This is a genomic window from Kitasatospora sp. NBC_01287 (genome assembly GCF_026340565.1).
Classification (GTDB): Bacteria; Actinomycetota; Actinomycetes; order Streptomycetales; family Streptomycetaceae; genus Kitasatospora.
On the sequence record NZ_JAPEPB010000001.1, the window covers coordinates 5789286 to 5805081 of the forward strand.

11 protein-coding genes and 1 tRNA gene are annotated in these 15796 nt (G+C 74.4%); 7 read left to right on the forward strand and 5 right to left on the reverse strand.

Annotation, left to right across the window (positions count from 1 at the left end; genetic code table 11):
- Positions 1-592 precede the first annotated feature (592 nt).
- Positions 593-2905: a xanthine dehydrogenase family protein molybdopterin-binding subunit gene (locus OG455_RS25050; RefSeq protein ID WP_266297284.1), complete on the forward strand. Its 2313-nt coding sequence runs from the start codon at positions 593-595 to the stop codon at positions 2903-2905.
- A 174-nt stretch (positions 2906-3079) separates the two neighbouring features.
- Here OG455_RS25050 and OG455_RS25055 read toward each other — a convergent pair.
- Positions 3080-3154, reverse strand: a tRNA-Cys gene (locus OG455_RS25055).
- A gap of 265 nt (positions 3155-3419) precedes the next feature.
- Between OG455_RS25055 and OG455_RS25060 the strand changes: the two genes are divergently transcribed.
- A complete protein-coding gene (locus OG455_RS25060) occupies positions 3420-4853 on the forward strand; it encodes an MFS transporter (RefSeq protein ID WP_266297285.1) in 1434 nt (477 codons plus the stop codon).
- A gap of 53 nt (positions 4854-4906) precedes the next feature.
- Here the strand turns inward: OG455_RS25060 and OG455_RS25065 are convergent, their stop codons facing one another.
- Entirely contained in the window at positions 4907-5527 is a 621-nt protein-coding gene (locus OG455_RS25065) for a hypothetical protein (RefSeq protein WP_266297286.1), read from the reverse strand.
- Positions 5528-5709: 182 nt separating this feature from the next.
- Positions 5710-6984, reverse strand: coding sequence for a hypothetical protein (locus OG455_RS25070; protein ID WP_266297287.1), 1275 nt, complete (start codon positions 6982-6984; stop codon positions 5710-5712).
- 308 nt (positions 6985-7292) lie between these two features.
- Between OG455_RS25070 and OG455_RS25075 the strand changes: the two genes are divergently transcribed.
- Together OG455_RS25075 and OG455_RS25080 are read left to right on the forward strand one after the other, a co-directional pair.
- Entirely contained in the window at positions 7293-9905 is a 2613-nt protein-coding gene (locus OG455_RS25075) for a phosphatidylglycerol lysyltransferase domain-containing protein (RefSeq protein WP_266297289.1), read from the forward strand.
- A gap of 26 nt (positions 9906-9931) precedes the next feature.
- Entirely contained in the window at positions 9932-10570 is a 639-nt protein-coding gene (locus OG455_RS25080; RefSeq protein ID WP_323185569.1) for a class F sortase, read from the forward strand.
- A 19-nt stretch (positions 10571-10589) separates the two neighbouring features.
- On the opposite strand, the gene OG455_RS25085 is transcribed toward OG455_RS25080, so the two are convergent.
- A complete protein-coding gene (locus OG455_RS25085) occupies positions 10590-11021 on the reverse strand; it encodes an SsgA family sporulation/cell division regulator (RefSeq protein WP_266297291.1) in 432 nt (143 codons plus the stop codon).
- 360 nt (positions 11022-11381) lie between these two features.
- Between OG455_RS25085 and OG455_RS25090 the strand changes: the two genes are divergently transcribed.
- The 3 genes from OG455_RS25090 (at position 11382) to OG455_RS25100 (ending at position 15127) form a co-directional block, all read left to right on the forward strand.
- A complete protein-coding gene (locus OG455_RS25090) occupies positions 11382-13211 on the forward strand; it encodes a DEAD/DEAH box helicase (RefSeq protein WP_266297293.1) in 1830 nt (609 codons plus the stop codon).
- A 383-nt stretch (positions 13212-13594) separates the two neighbouring features.
- Positions 13595-14245, forward strand: a complete 651-nt coding sequence (locus tag OG455_RS25095; RefSeq protein WP_035848807.1) for an IclR family transcriptional regulator — start codon at positions 13595-13597, stop codon at positions 14243-14245.
- Positions 14246-14296: 51 nt separating this feature from the next.
- A complete protein-coding gene (locus tag OG455_RS25100) occupies positions 14297-15127 on the forward strand; it encodes a hypothetical protein (RefSeq protein ID WP_266297296.1) in 831 nt (276 codons plus the stop codon).
- 104 nt (positions 15128-15231) lie between these two features.
- Here OG455_RS25100 and OG455_RS25105 read toward each other — a convergent pair whose 3' ends face one another.
- Positions 15232-15735: an Lrp/AsnC family transcriptional regulator gene (locus OG455_RS25105; protein ID WP_266297298.1), complete on the reverse strand. Its 504-nt coding sequence runs from the start codon at positions 15733-15735 to the stop codon at positions 15232-15234.
- Between the last annotated feature and the right edge of the window lie 61 nt (positions 15736-15796).

Sequence of the window (15796 nt, forward strand, 5' to 3'; positions counted from 1 at the left end):
AGGACGCCTGGACCGCGACGGCGACCACCGGCGAGGTCCCGCTCTTCGGTGCCGACAGCGGTTGGATCAGCGCCGACCCCGTGCCGCCCGCCCGGTCCGCCGCCGAGCAGCCCGGGGTGACCGCCGCGGGCACCGGCCTCGGGGCGATCCCGGCCCAGGGCTACCACGGCTACGACCCGACCGCCTACGGCCCTGGCACGGTCTACGACGCGGGCGCGAGCTACGAGCCCACCCCCGCGCACGGCACCGCCGCGCCGGGCGCACCGTTCGAGGGCACCCCGGCGCACGGCACGCCGTACGAGCCGACGCCCGCGCACGGCGTCCCGTACGACGCGACCCCGGCGCACGGCACCGACTACCCGGCCGCGCCGCCCTACGCCGCCGGGCCGTACGCCGCCGCGCCCTACCCGGGCACCGGCTACGAGTCCGTCGGCTACCAGGGCACCCCCGCGCACGGGATCCCGGCCCCGGCCACCCCGTTCGACGGCGCCTTCGAGGGCACCTTCGACGGCACGGTCTACGAGACCGACCCCGGCCCGCCCGAGGCGGGCACCCCCGCCCACGGCCTCCTCCTGCCCGAGGACGACCACGCATGAGCGCGCCCACCGACCCGACCGCCGCCACCGGCACCCCCGCCGGCGCGGCCACCGCCGCCGAGCCCACCGAGCGCCCGTTCGGCCTGGGCAGCTCGCCGCTGCGCACCGACGCGCTGCCCAAGGCGCTCGGCATCTACCCGTACGCCGCCGACCTGTGGGCCGAGGGGCTGCTCTGGGGCGCCGTGCTGCGCTCGCCGCACCCGCACGCCCGGATCGTCTCGGTCGACACCTCGGCCGCCCTGGCGATCCCCGGCGTGCACGCCGTGCTCACCGCCGCCGACCTGCCCGCGCCCACCCTGCCGAGCGACCGCCCGGTGCTGGCCGCCGAGGTGGTGCGCCATCAGGGCGAGCCGGTGGCCGCCGTGGCCGCCGACCACCCCGACACCGCGCGGCTGGCCGCCGCCTCGATCGCCGTCGAGTACCAGCTGCTCGACGCGCTCACCGACCCCGAGCAGGCCTTCCACGGCCCGGCCCTGCACCCGGACGGCAACCTGCTGCGGCACCTGCCGCTGCGCACCGGCGACCCGGAGGTGGTCGGCGAGGTGGTGGTCGAGGGCCTCTACCAGGTCGGCCGCCAGGACCCGGCGCCGATCGGCGCCGAGGCGGGCCTGGCCGTGCCGCGCCCGGACGGCGGCGTGGAGCTGCACCTCTCCTCCACCGACCCGCACGGCGACCGCGAGCGCACCGCCGCCTGCCTGGGCCTGGAGCCGGACCGGGTGCGGCTGGTGGTCACCGGGGTGCCCGGCGCCACCGCCGACCGCGAGGACCGCTCCTTCCAGACCACGCTGGCGCTGCTGGCGCTGCGCACCGGCCGCCCGGTCAAGATGACGCTCACCCGCGAGGAGTCCTTCCAGACCCACGCGGCCCGGCACCCGGCGCTGCTGAGGTACCGCCACCACGCCGACGCGCAGGGCAGGCTGGTCAAGGTCGAGGCGCAGATCCTGCTGGACGGCGGCGCCTACGCGGACGTCTCGGCCGAGGTGCTGGCCGCCGCCACCGCCTTCTCGGTGGGCCCCTACGTCTGCCCGAACGTCTTCGTGGACGCCTGGGCGGTGCGCACCAACAACCCTCCGGCCGGCCGGCTGCGCGGCGAGGGCTCGCTGCAGTCCTGCTTCGCGCACGAGTCGCAGCTGGACCTGCTGGCCGCGCGGCTGGGCCTCACGCCGCTGGAGATCCGCCGCCGCAACGTGCTGGCCACCGGTGACGCGCTGCCCACCGGACAGGCCGTCACCTGCCCGGCCCCGGTGGCCGCGCTGCTGGACGCGGTGGCCGAGGTGCCGCTGCCCGCCCTGCCGCTGGACGAGCCCGACACCGAGTGGCTGCTGCCCGGCGGCCCCGGCGGCGCGGGCGACCCGTCGGCGGTGCGCCGCGGCATCGGCTACGCGGTGGGCATGGCGCACATGCTCGGCGCCGAGGGCACGGACGAGGTCTCCACCGCGACCGTGCGGGTCAGCGGCGACCACGCCACGGTGATCTGCGCGGCGGTGGACGCGGGACAGGGCTTCGCCACGCTGGCCCGGCAGATCGTGCAGTCGGTGCTCGGCGTCTCCGAGGTCTACGTCGCCCCGGCGGACAGCGACCAGTCGATCGCCGGCCCCTCGGCCCGCGGCCGGCACACCTGGGTCTCCGGCGGGGCGGTGGAGAAGGCCGCGCTGATGGTGCGCCACCAGTTGCTGGCGCCGATCGCCGCCGACTTCGGCATGTCGGTCGAGCTGCTCTCGATCGCCGACGGCAAGATCACCTCCTACGACGGCGTGCTCGGCATGCCGGTCACCGAGGCGCTGGAGGGCAAGGAGCTCTGGGCTACCGCCCAGTGCCGCCCGCACCCCACCGAGCCGCTGGACGAGAACGGACAGGGCGACGCCTTCGTCTCGATCGCCTTCTGCGCGATGCGCGCGGTGGTGGACGTGGACATCGAGCTCGGCGCGGTCCGGGTGGTCGACGTCACGGTCGCCCAGGACGTGGGCCGGGCGCTCAACCCGGGCCAGATCGAGGACCGGATCGAGGCGGGGGTGGCCCAGGGTGTGGGCCTGGCCCTGCTGGAGGACCTGCGCAGCACCGGCGGCCTGCTGGTCAACCCCTCGCTGACCGGCTACCGCCTGCCCACCGCGCTGGACACCCCCGAGGTGCGGATCGCCGCGCTGCTGGAGGAGCGCGACGTGGTCGCCACCTTCGGCGCGAAGGCGGTCAGCGCCGCTCCTGCCGTGGTCGCCCCCGCCGCCGTCGCCGCCGCGGTCCGCGCGGCCACCAACCTCCCGATCGGCCGGCTGCCGATCCTGCCGGAGGACGCGGTGGTCCTGGCCGGCTGACCGTCGCCCGGGAATTCCCGCCAGGGGAATTCCCGGGTCCGGTGCTCCCGGTCCGCGACCGGAATTCCCCGGCACCCGATCGCCTCCTGAACGCGCCACGCCGGACCGCTTCCGGAAATGCCGGAATTCCGGTCGGCGAATCGCTCACCGACCGGAATTCCGGAGGACATGTCGTGGAGGCCATGGCGGGAATCGAACCCGCGTACGCCGCTTTGCAGACGGCTCCCTGAACCATTCGGGCACACGGCCGGGCGATGGGCGCTGAGCGCCCGCCGGGTCAGCTGTGGCAGGGGCGACAACAGGAGAGGGCGGGGCGGGTGATCGTGGCGGTCATCGCGGGCTCCTCTCGTCATCGGCTTTCCGTCGTGCTTTCTGAATTCAGTTTGGCGCTCCGGGGGCGGGGGCGTCAATAGCCGAATGTGACGGCCGCATGAAGTCCTAGGACCAGCGGTGGAGGGCGTTCGGGACCGCAGGTCAGGAGTCAACTGGCCCGACGGCACTTACCATGGCAGTCATGACCACAGCCACGCAGACCTCGACGACGCCGTCCCGCCCGGCGGACGACGGCGCCCAAGGGGTGCTGGGCCCCCACTACCGGGCGCTCACCCTGGGGATCGTCTCGGTCGTGCTGCTGCTCGCCTTCGAGGCGACGGCGGTCAACACCGCGATGCCGGTGGCGGCCCGCCAGCTGCACGGGCTCGGCCTCTACGCGTTCGCCTTCTCCGGCTACTTCACCAGCACCCTCTTCGCCATGGTGCTGTCGGGGGAGTGGTGCGACCGGCGCGGGCCGGTGCTGCCGCTCTTCGCGGGGATCGGGGTGTTCGCGGGCGGCCTGGTGGTGGCGGGCACCGCGGGCAGCATGTGGCTCTTCGTCGGCGGCCGGGCGATCCAGGGGCTGGGCGGCGGGCTGGTCATCGTCGCGCTCTACGTGGTGGTGGGGCGGGCCTTCCCCGAGCGGCTGCGGCCCGCCGTGTTCGCGGCCTTCTCGGCCGCCTGGGTGCTGCCCTCGATCGTCGGCCCGGTGGTCTCGGGGGCGGTCACCCAGCACCTGGGGTGGCGCTGGGTCTTCCTGGCCGTCCCGGCCCTGGTGGTGCTGCCGCTGGCGGTGATGGGCCCGGCGCTGCGCCGGGCCGAGCGGCAGCAACCGCCGGCACCCGGCGGCGCGCTGAACCGGCGGCGGATCGCGCTCGCCGCGATGGCCGCGCTCGGCGCCGGGCTGCTGCAGTACGCGGGTGAGCGGCTGGACCTGCTCGGGCTGGTGCCGGCCGCCGCGGGCGCCGGGCTGCTGGTGCCGGCCGTGCTGCGGCTGCTGCCGCCCGGCACGCTGCGGGCCGGGCGCGGTCTGCCGACGCTGATCCTGCTGCGCGGTGTGGCGGCCGGGGCGTTCTTCGCCGCCGAGGCGTTCATCCCGCTGATGATGGTCACCCAGCGTCACCTCTCGCCCACCCTGGCCGGGCTGACCCTGACCAGCGGCGGGCTCTCCTGGGCGCTGGGCTCCTGGCTGCAGGGCCGTCCCGGCGCCGAGCGGTACCGCGAGCGGCTGATCCGCCTCGGCTTCCTGCTCACCGCGCTGGCGATCGCCGGCGCCGCCCTGGTGCTGATCCCGGCCGCGCCGACCTGGACCGCCGCCGCGGCCTGGGCCTTCGGCGGCATCGGGATGGGCCTGTCGGTCTCCACCATCAGCGTGCTGATGATGAAGCTCTCGCCGCCACAGGCGGCGGGCAGCAACTCGGCCTCGCTGCAGATGTCCGACGCGCTCGGCAACGTCCTGCTGGTCGGCCTGGCCGGGGTGCTCTTCGCCGCGCTCGGCGGCGGTGCGGTGGCCGCGGCGGACGCTGCCGGCGAGGGTGGCGGCGCGCGGGCCGGGTTCGCCGCGATCTTCCTGACGATGACGGCGGTCGCGCTGCTCGGCGCTGCCCTGTCGGGGCGGGTGCGGCCGCGCGGCTGAGGGCCTGCGGGCCACCCGGCGCGGCGTCCGCTGCGCCGGGCACCCCTGCCGGGTCAGGAGGAGCGGCGGCCGCGCAGCTGGTGGTAGGCGGCGGCGCCCGCCGTGGCCAGCAGGGTCGCGCCGGCCACCGTCTCGGGCACATCGGGGTCGGCGCTGCCGCCCAGCCCCGCGTGCGTGGGGCCCTTGGGGCCCGGCTCGCCGGGCTGCCCGGGCTGCTCGGGGCGGCCGGACTGCTGGTGGTCCGGCTGGGTCTGGTGCTCGGGCTGGGTCTGCTGCTGGGGCTGCGTCTGCTGGTCCTGGTGGCCGGGCTGGTGCACCGTGAAGGTGCTGGTCACCTGGGTCTTGGTGACCGTGGTGCACTGGATGGTCACGTCGTAGACGCCGGGCCTGGCGCGCTCGGGCACGGTGGCCATGGCGCCCATCAGGCCGCGCAGCGAGCCGAGCTTGACGGTGGGGATGTCCTCGCCGGGGCTGCCCTGGCCCTCCCGCGAGTGGAAGACGGCCTGGCCGCCGGCGCTGTCGCAGTTGCCTCCGTCGAAGACCGCGAACTGGCTGCCGGGGGTGACCGGGTCCGGCTCGATGATGACCGGGTTGGCGGCGGCCGCGGGGCCGGCGCCGCTGAGGCCGAGGGCCAGGGCCAGGAGCCCGGTGGCGGCGAAGTGACGAGCGCGCATGGTGCATCTCCGGGGACGCGGCCGCGGGGGTGGCCCCGCGAGGGAGTAGGCAAGACCGTGTCCTGGCATCCAGGGGACGGTTCCCGGCGGTCGTGCGCATCCGCACCGAACCGCTCCGCGGGGCCGAAAACCAGCGGCTACCTGGGGTGATGCCGGCTCACCCGGGGTAGCGCCAAACGGGGTCAGCGAGTGGCGCCCAGGAAGCTCGACCAGCCGCCCGCCGGCGCCTCGCCGACCGACAGCGACTGCAGCTTGCGCAGCACCGCCGGATCCTGCGCCTCCAGCCACTGGACCAGCTGACGGAAGGAGACCAGGCGCACCTCGGGCCGCTCCGCGACGGTCCGCAGCACCTCCTCCACCGCGTTCATGTAGATGCCGCCGTTCCACTGCTCGAAGTGGTTGCCGATGTACATCGGGGCCCGGTTGCTGCTGTAGGCCCGCTCGAAGCCGGCCAGGTAGGAGTCGCGGGCCTGCTGCTGCCAGGCGGCGCGCATCGCCGGGTTGCCCTTGGTGTTGTCGCCGGACTGGTTGAACATGATGTTGTAGTCCATCGAGAGCACCTGGAAGGTGTGCCCGGGGAAGGGGATCGACTGGAGCGGCATGTCCCACAGCGCGCCGCCCTGGATCTTCTGCGGCCAGACCTGGAGCCCGCCGGGGCCGCTGGTGTCGTACTTCCAGCCGCGTGCCGCCGCGGTCGGCAGCAGTCCGCGCTGGCCCTCCAGGCACGGGGTGCGGCCGCCGATCAGCTCCTTGCGGTAGTCGAAGGGCAGCGCGGGCAGGTCGGTGAAGCCGGTGTTGGTCTTCCAGTTCATGACGAAGGACATCGCCTGCTCGATCTCGCTGTCCCAGTCGTCGGGGGACCACTTGCCGCCCCCGTTGGCGCCGCAGAAGTGCCCGTTGAAGTGGGTGCCGATCTCGTGGCCCTCAAGCCAGGCGGAGCTGATCTGGAGAAGCGTGTCGTGGATGTGCTGGTCGCTCAGGTAGCCGATGTCGGAGGCGCCGACGTGGTGCTGCGGCGGGTGGTAGAGGTCCTTCTTGGCCTCCGGCAGGGTGTAGATCCCGCTGAGGAAGAAGGTCATCGAGGCGTCGTGGTCCTTGGCCAGCTGCCGGAAGCGGGAGAAGAGCCGGTCGTCCAGCTCGCCCGCGCCGTCCCAGGAGAAGACCACGAACTGCGGGGGCCGCTCGCCCAGCTCCAGCGCGACCGGCTGCGGCTGCCCCGGCTGGGGGCCGGTGTCGGCGGTGGAGCCGTCGCCGATCAGGGTGGTGGGGGGCTTGGCCGGGGTGCTGGGGTCGGCGGGGGAGGCCGAGGCGGAGGCGCTGCTCGGGACCGGCGCGGCGCCGGCGGGACCCGCGGCGTCGGCCTTGCCGGAGCTGCCGGGGCGGGCGCAGCCGGCGGCCACCGTCGCGGCGCCGGCTGCACCTGCGGCGAGCAGGGTCCGGCGGGACAAGGCGTCCATACATCACTCCAGTTCGGGCGGTTCGGTCGGAGCAGATCCGCTCTGCGCCGGCGGGCGGTGCCGCGCTGGTTGCGGCGGCGGTGGCCCAACGGCGCGGCGGCGCACGATTTGTGGCGAAGGGTCCGCTGAAAGGCCGTTATGGGCGATTTGTCCATCAGCATGGCACGCGACCGGGCGGGACCGCGGGATGGCGCCGGGCGGAACGCCCGTTAGACGGAGCGGCACGGCGTGTCGAGGTGCGCCGGGTGTTGGAGGATCATCAGATTGGACGAGGGCCGCGGGGAGTGCGGCGGGAGGAGCGCGGGGCCATGTGGGAGTCGGTGCAGCACGCCTACCACTCGCGCATCGTCGTACCTGGGCGGGAGCCGCTCTTCCTGCTGCTGATCGGTCTGGTGGCCGCCTTCCTCTTCATCCGGTTCAGCACCCGGATGATCCGCCGCGGTACCTCCTGGTGGCCCGGCAACGTGACCCCGGGCGGCCTGCACATCCACCACGTGGTCTTCGGCCAGGCGCTGATGGTGGTGGCCGGCATCGGCGGCTTCACCTACCACGGAGCCCAGGCCGGGCCGCGCGACGTGCTGGCCACCGCGTTCGGGGCCGGCTGCGGACTGGTGCTGGACGAGTTCGCGCTGGTGCTGCACCTGGAGGACGTGTACTGGAAGGAGCAGGGCCGCAAGTCGGTGGACGCGGTGATCCTGGCCGTCGCGCTGATCGCGCTGCTGCTGCTGGGCCAGCTGCCGTTCGGCGGCTACCTGGGCCGACCCGGGCCCGCGCAGTTGGCGGCGGTCGGGATACTGCTGCTGCTGGTGGTGATCAGTCTGCTCAAGGGCAAGCTGTGGACCGGGCTCATCGGTGTGATGATCCCGCTGCTCGCGGTGGTCGGTGCGATCCGGCTGGCCCGGCCGGGCAGCCCGTGGGCCCGCTGGCGCTACCGCACCCGCCCCAAGCGGATGGCCCGCGCCGAGCGGCGCGAGGCCCGGGTGCACCGGCGGGTGACGGCGGCCAAGGTCGGGGCGTACAACCTGCTGGCCGGCGCGCCGGACGCCGAGCGCGCCACCGAACCGGGCACCGCCGCGCAGCCCGCACCGGAGCCCGCGCCCGCACCGCTGCCCGCGCCCGAACCGGTGCCACCGCGTCCGCTGCCGCCCTGGCGCCGGCGCTGCGCGGTCTTCGCCGAGTGGTACCTGCGGATCGCCGCCGCGCTCAACCTGCTGGCCGGGGTGGTCGCCCCGTTCCGCGAGCGGGTGGACCGGGCCAACACCGGCGACCTCTTCACCCCGGTGCTGGTCACCGCCGGGTTCACCGCCGCGCTCTTCGCCGCCCTGCTCGCGGTGATGCTGCGCCGCCGCAAGCGGGCGGCCTGGATCGTGGCGACCGCGGTGGCCGCGCTCTACACGGTCGTCGCGGCGCTGGCCCTGGCGGTGCTGCCGGAGGACCGCGCGCACCCCTTCAACTGGATCTCGGCCGCGCTCACCGCGCTGCTGCTGGCCGCGCTGCTGGCCGGCAAGCGGGCCTTCCACGCCCGCGGCGCCCGCGGCAACCTGGCGCTCGGGCTGACCGTGCTGGTGGTCGGCGGCGTGCTGGTCACCTCGTTGGGCGCCCTGCTGGTGCGGGTGGGCAGCCGGCCCCGGGCCGACTGGGGCGACTGCTTCAACTACGCGCTGGTGCGCCTGTTCACCGTCTCGGGCTTCGGCCAGGCCGCCTCCCGGCTCACGGTGGACCGGTGGGCCGACCTGGCCGTCAACGTGCTCGGGGCCGCGCTCTTCCTGCTGGTGCTGCGGGTCTTCTTCCGCTCCCCGCACGGGCGGGTGCACCTGGAGCCGGAGGACGAGCGGCGGCTGCGCGCGCTGCTGGAGCGGCACGGTGCCCGCGACTCGCTGGGCTACTTCGCGCTGCGCCGCGACAAGTCGGTCTGCTGGTCGCCCTCGGGCAAGGCCGCGGTGCTCTACCGGGTGGTCAACGGCGTGGCACTGGCCTCCGGCGACCCGATCGGCGACCCGGAGGCCTGGCCGCAGGCGATCGGGCGCTGGCGCGAGCTGGCCCGGGTCAACGCCTGGGTGCCGGCCGTCACCGGCGCCGGCGAGCAGGCGGCCACGGTCTACCGGCGCACCGGCCTCAAGGCGCTGGAGTTCGGTGACGAGGCGATCGTCCAGGTCTCCGACTTCGGCCTGGAGGGCCGCAGCATGCGCACCCTGCGCCAGAGCCGCAACCGGGTCCGCAAGGGCGGCTACCGCGCGCTGGTCCGCCGGCACAGCGAGATCCCCGAGGCGGAGCTCGACCGCCTGGTGCACCTGGCCGACGCCTGGCGGCACGGGCGCACCGAGCGGGGCTTCTCGATGGCGCTGGGCCGGCTCGGCGACCCGGCCGACGGCGACTGCGTGCTGGCCGAGTGCCGGGACGAGAACGGCCGTACCTGCGCGCTGCTCAGCTTCGTGCCCTGGGGCGCGCACGGCCTCTCGCTGGACCTGATGCGCCGCGACCGGGAGTCCCCGAACGGGCTGGTCGAGTTCCTGGTCACCGAACTGCTGCTGAGCGCCTCGACCGGCACCCTGCCGGTCACCCGGGTCTCGCTGAACTTCGCGATGTTCCGCTACGTCTTCGAGCAGGGCGGCAAGCTGGGCGCGGGGCCGGTGCTGCGGCTGTGCCGCGCGGTGCTGCGCGGGCTGTCGCGCTGGTGGCAGCTGGAGTCCCTCTACCGGGCCAACGCCAAGTACCAGCCGCAGTGGGAGCCGCGTTTCGTGCTCTACGAGAAGTCCTCCGAGTTGCCCACCATCGCGGTGGCGGCCGGGCTGGCCGAGGGCTTCCTGGTCCGCCCCCGGCTGCCCAGCGTCGGCTCGCTGCGGCGCGGCACAGCCGCTCACCCGTCCGGCGGCGCACCCGGTGCGGGGTCGTCAGGCTCCCGCTTGGCTGGGCCCAGGTGATGACCGGTCGGTGAACGGGAGTCGGCGTGAGCGCTCGCAGGAGTCCCTGGTCGGGGGCGGTGGCGCTGGCGGCGATGGTGGTGGTGGGCGCCTGGCTGGTGCAGGACGGCAGCCGCGGGGCGCCACCGCCCGCTCCCTCTCCCGCCGAGGGGTTCGCCGACGGCGCCATCCGCCCGGCCGCGCTGAGCGGCACCCCGATGGCGGCCTCGGTGCCGGTGCGGATCAGCATCCCCGCCATCGGCGTGAACGCCCCGGTCACCAAGGTCGGCCTGGACGGCGGGGGGCACCTGGCCACCCCGTCGGACCGCGAGCGCAACCTGGCCGGCTGGTACCAGGGCGGGGTGACGCCGGGCCAGCGCGGCACCGCGCTGGTGGTCGGCCACGTGGACACCGCCAGCGGTCCGGCGGTCTTCTACGGCCTGGGCGCGCTGCACCGCGGCGACCGGATCGACATCGCGCGGGCCGACGGCGGCACCGCCTGGTTCATGGTCGACGCCATCGAGGTCTACGACAAGAGCGCCTTCCCCGACCACCGGGTCTACGGCCGCTCCCCCGACCCGCAGTTGCGGCTGATCACCTGCGGCGGCGGCTACCGCAAGGGGCAGGGCTACCGCGGCAACGTGGTGGTCTACGCGCACCTGACGGGCCATCGGGCAGCGGCGTGAGGCCGGCCCTGGCGCGGGCCTACCGGAGCAGCTCGGCCAGCGCCCGGTCGGCGTCCAGGTGGCGCCCCTCCGCGCCCTCGGGCACGCAGCGGTAGCTGGCCCACAGGAAGCGCCGCAGGTCGGCGGCGTCGAAGCGGAGCAGCGCCAGGCCCTCGGGGGCGCGCAGCTCGACCATCGTGTAGGCGCCGCGCGAGGGCCGGACGTGCACGTCACCCAGGCCGGAGGGCAGGTCCAGCCCGCACGCCAGCAGCTGCCGGGCGAAGACCCAGACCACCTCGGCCCCGGGCCGCGGGGCCAGCGGCTCGTCCAGCGAGTACTCGGCGGGGAAGGCCATGGTGAGGGCGAAGGGGTCGTCCGCCCGGTAGCCCAGCCGCGCGCGCAGACCGGTGGAGCTGTGCCCGGAGAGGATCAGGCGGGCGTGGACGGTGTGCTCGACGGTGGCGCTGCGCATCGGGGGGCTCCTGGGCTGGGGGACGGGCCTGTGTGAGGAGAGAGTGCTCCTGGGGCGGGGGATTACTCGGGTCCAACCGGGCGAACGGGTGATCCCGGTCACAGTCGCCCGCTGATCGAGGACCTGGTGATCGCCGTCGTCGCCGGTGGGCCGGAGCAGGCCGGGATGATCTCCCAGAGGCTGCGGGCGCTGCGCCAGGACCGCCCTTGATCCCTCCGTGTCGGCCCGCTCCGCCCGCCGCGGCCCGGTAGGCTAGGCGGGTTGTCCGATCGCCTGCCGACTGCGGGTCATGGCTGCTGTACCGCTCTGACCTGCGACGATCCCCCCTCGGAGACCGTGAGTACTGCCGCCGCTTCCGACATGTCACCGCTGTTCTCCGACATCGCCCAGCCGCATGCCGCCCCGCGGCCGTCGGGCGCGCCCGCGGGGCAGCACCACCTGTCGCCGGCCTTCCCCGGGCGGGCCCCCTGGGGCACGGCGGGCAAGCTCCGGGCCTGGCAGCAGGGGGCGCTGGACCGGTACATCGAGAAGCAGCCCCGGGACTTCATGGCGGTGGCCACCCCCGGGGCCGGGAAGACCACCTTCGCCCTGACCCTGGCCTCCTACCTGCTGCACAACCACCTGGTGCAGCAGATCACCGTGGTCGCGCCGACCGAGCACCTGAAGAAGCAGTGGGCCGAGGCCGCGGCCCGGATAGGCATCAGGCTGGACCCGGCGTACTCCTCGGGGCCGCTGTCGAAGGAGTACCACGGCGTCGTGGTCACCTACGCGGGCGTGGGCGTCAACCCGATGCTGCACCGCAACCGCACCGAGGCGCGCAAGACGTTGGTGGTCATGGACGAGATCCACCACGCCGGCGACTCCAAGTCCTGGGGCGAGGCCTGCTTCGAGGCCTTCGAGCCGGCCGCCCGGCGCCTGGCGCTGACCGGCACCCCGTTCCGCTCGGACACCAACCCGATCCCGTTCGTCCAGTACGAGGCGGACACCGACGGGCTGCGCAAGTCGGTGGCCGACTACACCTACGGCTACGGGCACGCGCTGGCCGACCACGTCGTGCGGCCGGTGATCTTCCTCTCCTACAGCGGCAACATGCGCTGGCGCACCAAGTCGGGCGACGAGCTGGAGGCCCGGCTCGGCGAGCCGATGACCAAGGACCTGATCGCCCAGGCCTGGCGCACCGCGCTGGCCCCGCAGGGCGAGTGGATCCCGAACGTGCTGCGGGCCGCCGACAAGCGGCTGACCGAGGTGCGCAAGGCGATCCCGGACGCCGGCGGCCTGGTGATCGCCACCGACCAGAACGCGGCCCGTGCCTACGCCAAGATGATCCGCGAGATCACCGGGCACAAGGCCACCCTGGTGCTCTCCGACGAGAGCGAGGCCTCCCAGCGGATCTCCGACTTCTCGGCGGGCGATGACCGCTGGATGGTCGCGGTCCGGATGGTCTCCGAGGGCGTCGACGTGCCACGCCTGGCGGTGGGCGTCTACGCCACCTCCATCTCCACCCCGCTCTTCTTCGCCCAGGCGGTGGGTCGCTTCGTGCGGGCCCGCAAGCGGGGCGAGACGGCCTCGGTCTTCCTGCCCTCGGTGCCGATGCTGCTCGGCTTCGCCAACGAGATGGAACTGCAGCGCGACCACGTGCTGGACCGCCCGAAGAAGGAGGGCGAGGGCCTCTTCGACGAGGAGGACCGGCTGCTCGCCGAGGCCGAGCGGGCCAACGACGGCCCGGACGGGGCCGGCGGCGAGGAGCTCTCCTACGAGGCGCTGGGCTCGGACGCGGTCTTCGACCGGGTGCTCTACAACGCCATGGAATTCGGCATGCAGGCGCACCCGGGCAGCGAGGAGGAGGAGGAGTACCTCGGCATCCCGGGCCTGCTGGAGCCGGACCAGGTGCACCTGCTGCTGCAGAAGCGCCAGACCCGGCAGATCCAGCGCTCCAAGGCCAGGCCCGCCGAGGAGGCCGACTTGCTGGAGCTCCCGGCCGAGCAGCGACCGGTGGTCACCCACCAGGAGCTGCGCGACCTGCGCAAGGAGCTGAACGGCCTGGTCGCCGCCTGGCACCACCGGACCAACCAGCCGCACGGCACCATCCACAACGAGCTGCGCCGCCAGTGCGGCGGCCCGCTCACCGCGCAGGCTACGGTGAACCAGCTGAAGGCCCGGATCGCCATGGTCAAGGAGTGGGCCCGCTGAGCCGCCGGTAGCACGGCGGGCTTAACGGCTCCCTGGCAGTTCCCTGAGCGGCCGCTGAGGGCCCCCGTTGTCCGGAGTCCGGACCCGGGGCGCCCGACTGCTCCGTACGCGCCCGGAAAATGGCGGTGATTGCCCCGATTGGTCCGGATCCTAAATATCGATCATGACCGAATTTTGGACAACCACTTCCGTCCAGGCGAAACAGTTATTACTTTTCCCCACACGCTCTCTCGTAGGCACGACCTCCGACCGGAGCGCGCAGGGCTGGTGTGCCGATGACGACGCAGCCGGCCCTTCCGCGTCCACCACCCCTGCGCGCGCCACCTGTGTCCGGTCCCGGCCCTCGCCGAGCCCGGTGACCGCCGCGGAAAGGAAAGCGTGTCGTGACCGCCGAGACCTCTCAGACCCTGGACCGCGGAGTACGGGTCCTCAAACTGCTCGCCGACTCCGAGCGCGGGCTCACCGTGACCGAGCTGGCCGCCCGGCTCGCCGTCAACCGCACCGTGGTCTACCGCCTCCTCGCCACCCTGGAACAGCACGGGCTGGTCAGACGCGACATCGGCGGCCGGGCCCGGGTGGGCCTGGGCGTGCTGCGGCTGGCCCACCGGGTGCACCCGCTGCTGCGCGAGGCAGCGCTGCCCGCGCTGCGCAGCCTGGCCGAGGACCTCGGCGCCACCGCCCACCTGACCCTGGTGGACGGCACCGAGGCGCTGGCGGTGGCCGTGGTCGAGCCCAGCTGGACCGACTTCCACGTGGCCTACCGGACCGGGCTGCGCCACCCGCTGGACGAGAGCGCGGCCGGCAAGGCGATCCTGGAGGCCCGCAAGTTCCCCGGCCAGCGCCGGCCCGAACAGGGTTTCGTGATCACCCGGGCGGAGGAGCAGTCCGGCGCCAGTGGGGCGGCGGCCGCGCTGGTCGGGCTGAGCGGGATCGAGGGCAGCGTCGGCGTGGTGATGCTCAACGGGCTGGTGCCCGAGCGGGTCGGCCCCCGGGTGGTGGAGGCCGCCACCGAGGTGGCGGACGCGCTGCGCTGAGGCGCGGCCGGGGTCGGGCGGTGGGGCCGAGCGGGGCGCCGGTGTGTTTGGATGCCCTACGTGCCTGCTGCCTCCGCTGACCAGACCAAGCGCCCGACCGGGCCCGCGACCCGGCTGCTGACCCCCAAGCGCCGGGCCGTCCTGCTCTGCGCCGTCGTGGTGGCCGCCTTCCTCGCGGTCTCCGCGCTGGCACCGCTGCCGTACACCAAGACCACACCGGGGCTGACCGCCGACGCCCTGGGCAGCTTCGAGGGGCACCAGGTGGTCACCATCACCGGGGCTCCGGTGCGGCAGACCACCGGCTCGCTGCGGGTCACCACGATCAGCGCCACGCTCCCGAACGAGTCGATCAGCCTGCTGCAGGCCGTCGACGGCTGGGCCGACCCGAAGGTCGCGATCCTGCCCCGGGACTCGGTCTACCCGCCCAGCAACCCGGGCGCGGCCACCCAGGAGATGACCCAGGCCCGGGACAGCGCCACCGTGGCCGCGCTGAACTACCTGCACCTGTCGCCCGACCAGGTGAAGGTCACCATCGACCTGGGCGACATCGGCGGCCCCAGCGGCGGGCAGATGCTCAGCCTGGCGATCATCGACAAGCTGGCCGGCAACGGCGCGGGCGGCGATCTGACGGGCGGGCGGAACATCGCCGGCACCGGCACCATCGCCGACGACGGCACCATCGGCGCGGTCGGCGGCGTGTCGCTGAAGACCTGGGGCGCGGTCAAGGACGGCGCGACGGTCTTCCTGGTGCCGCGCGGCGAGTGCTCGGACGCCAAGGTGAACACCCCGCCGGGCCTGCGGCTGATCCCGGTCAACACGCTCTCGGACTCGCTGGCCGCGCTCAGGGCGCTGGACAGCGGCGGCGCGCTGCCCAGCTGCTGAGACCCGGCTGGTGACCCCGGCTGGTGACCCCGGCTGGTGAGACCCGGCCGCTGACCCTGGCTGGTGAGACCCGGCCGCTGAGCGCGCCCGTGGCGCGTGGACGGTCAGTCGGCCGCGCCGGGGCCCGGTGCGCCCTCTGCCGCCGCCTGCGCGACCAGCGGCAGCACCCGGTAGGGCACCGGGTTCTCCAGGGCGATGGCGGTGGAGGCCCGGACGATGCCGTCGAAGCCCACCACCCGGTCGATCACCCGCTGCAGGTCGGCGTTGGACCGGGCGACGATCCGGCAGAGCATGTCGCCCTGCCCGGTGATGGTGTGCAGCTCCAGCACCTCGGGCACGCCGGCCAGGTGGGCCCGGACGTCCGCGCCCTGCCCCTGGGAGATCTCCAGGGTGGCGAAGGCCGTCACCGGGTAGCCCAGCGCCGCCGGGTCCACCTCGGGCCCGAAGCCGCCGACCACCCCGCGGGCCCGCAGCCGGTCCAGCCGCGCCTGCACCGTGCCGCGTGCCACCTGCAGGCGGCGTGAGCACTCCAGCACCCCGATCCGGGGCTCCTCGGCCAGCAGGGCGATCAGCCTGCCGTCCAGCGTGTCGATGGGGGAGTTCAGCACAGTGGCACCTTCGAGGACGGACCGCGCGGCGGTGGGCAGTCTGTACAGCGGACGCCGGAAT